2 protein-coding genes are annotated in these 2,185 nt (G+C 68.2%); both read left to right on the top strand.

All coding sequences use genetic code 11. The annotated features are described in order from the left end of the window. The first annotated feature begins 307 nt into the window (after nucleotides 1-307). Nucleotides 308-1,453, top strand: coding sequence for an ABC transporter substrate-binding protein (locus AB2385_RS16950; RefSeq protein ID WP_367656187.1), 1,146 nt, complete (start codon nucleotides 308-310; stop codon nucleotides 1,451-1,453). Then, nucleotides 1,446-2,185 (top strand): FecCD family ABC transporter permease (locus AB2385_RS16945; protein WP_367656186.1); only part of this gene is annotated, 740 nt, incomplete at its 3' end. The genes AB2385_RS16950 and AB2385_RS16945, both read left to right, overlap by 8 nt.

Raw genomic sequence — 2,185 nt, 5'->3', positions numbered from 1 at the left:
CGAGAGACCCTTGGCCGGGGGGGGGGGGGGGGGGGGGGGGTGGGGCGGCGGGGGGCGCCCCCCGCCCCCCGCCGGGCCCCCGGGGGGGGGCCCTGCGCCGCGTCGCGCGCTGGGCGGCCTGGCGGTCCTGCGGGCCGGGCCGGTGACGGAGACCGGGTCGTGATAGGGGATGCGCACCGCCCTGATGCGATGGTGCGAACGGGCCTCTGCGACTTCTTACTGGCTTGACAGAACCTTTCTTAGGTGATTACCTGAAGACGGTACGTTATGCCGGCCCAGACACAACGGACATGGAGGAGGAATCGCCATGCTGCTCCGCAACCGAACGGTTCGCATGCTTGCACCGCTCCTGGCGTTGCTCATGCTTTTGGTGGCCGCCTGCGGCGGCTCGCAGTCCTCATCCACGACCAGCCAGCCGCCTGCCGCCACGACCGGGCAGCCCGCAAGTGCGCCGGAACAGTCCGAGCCCGCTTCCACTCCGGAGACTGAGCCGGCTGCGGAGGCGCAGCCCGCCACCCGCACCTTCACCGACCAGGCCGGGCGCACGGTGGTGCTGTCGGCCGAGGTGAACCGGGTCGTCACCACCTGGCGGCCGGGCACCCTGCTGGTGATCTCGGCCGGCGGCCGCGACAAGATCGTCGGCGTGGACAGCTCGTCGCAGAAGTCCGAGTTCCTGACGGCGGTCTTCCCGGAGATCCTCGACCTGCCCGGCGTGGGCAACAAGAAGGGGCTCAACGTCGAGCAGATGGTGGCCGTGAAGCCCGACGTGGTCTTCATCTGGTCCGGCTCCGACACCGAGCCGGTGATCCAGCAGCTCGAGTCGCAGGGCATTCCGGCGTTCGTCCTGATCCCCGAGAGCCTCGACCAAATGAAGGAGGCCGTGAGCCTCATCGGTGAGATCCTGGGGACCCAGGAGCAGGCCCGGAAGATGATCCAGTACTACGACGACACCCTGGCGATGCTGGAGGAGAAGGTGGGCTCGATTCCCGAGGAGGAGAAGCTCCGGGTCTACATGGTCGGCTCCAGCGGCGTGTTCTCCACCGTGCCGGGGACGATGTACCAGCACTTCATCATTGAGTCTGCCGGCGGCATCAACGTGGGTGCCGAGCTGGAGGGCGGCTTCTCCGAGGTCTCCGCCGAGCAGGTGGTCGCCTGGAATCCGGACGTGATCGTGGCCGTGCAGTACTGCGACTGCACCGTGGACGAGATCAAGAACAACCCGCAGCTGCAGACCGTGAAGGCGGTGCAGAACGGCCGGGTGTACATGTTCCCCTCCAGCATGGATCCCTGGGACTACCCCGAGCCCCGCTCGATTTTGGGCATGCTCTGGCTGGCCCACACGCTCTATCCCGAGCAGATGGCCGACGTGGACCTGCTGAAGGAGATCGACACCTTCCACGAAACCTTCTTCGGCAAGAGCTTCACGTCGCTCGGTGGCACGCTGGATGAGTAGGGGGGACAGGAGGAGGGCCCGCGGCTGGCGGGCCCTCGTTTTCTCAGGGCTGTTCACGCTTCTCGTGATTGTGCTTTCCTTTGGGATGGGGCGCTACGCCATTGCCCCGGGCGAGGTGCTCCGGATCGTCTGGCAGATCGTTACCTTCCGGTTCGACCCGCAGACGGCGGGGGAGGCGGCGCGGGTGCTCTACTACATCCGGCTGCCGCGCATTCTGCTGGCTGCCCTCACCGGGGTGGCCCTGGCCGGCGCGGGCACCCTCTTTCAAGGCATGTTCCGCAACCCGCTGGTCTCCCCCGACGTGCTCGGCGTCTCCTCGGGCGCCGCGCTGGGTGCGGCCATCGGGATCCTGCTGCCGGGCGGGGGCGGCAGCATTCAGGTCTGGGCCTTCTGCTGCGGCGTGGCGGCGGTGGCCCTCACCTACGGCATCGCCCGGGCCAGCCGCGGCCAGTCGGTGGTGATGCTGGTCCTGGCCGGCATGGTGGTCTCGGCCTTCTTCGGGGCAGCGCTTTCCTTCCTGAAGTACGTGGCCGACCCGTATGAGCAGCTGCCCGCCATCGTCTTCTGGCTGATGGGCGGCTTCTACCGCGCGTCCTGGCCGGCGGTGGGCAGCCTGATGCTCACCGTGGTCCCCGCCGCCGTCCTGCTGCTGCTCACCTCGTGGAAGCTGAACATCCTTTCGCTGGGCGACGAGGAGGCGCTCTCCCTCGGGTTGCACATTCAACCCGAGGG

This window comes from Symbiobacterium sp. (genome assembly GCF_040797425.1).
GTDB lineage: Bacteria > Bacillota > Sulfobacillia > Symbiobacteriales > Symbiobacteriaceae > Symbiobacterium.
The sequence above is the reverse complement of the archived record's forward strand: the minus strand, read 5'-3'. Positions and strand labels throughout refer to the sequence as shown.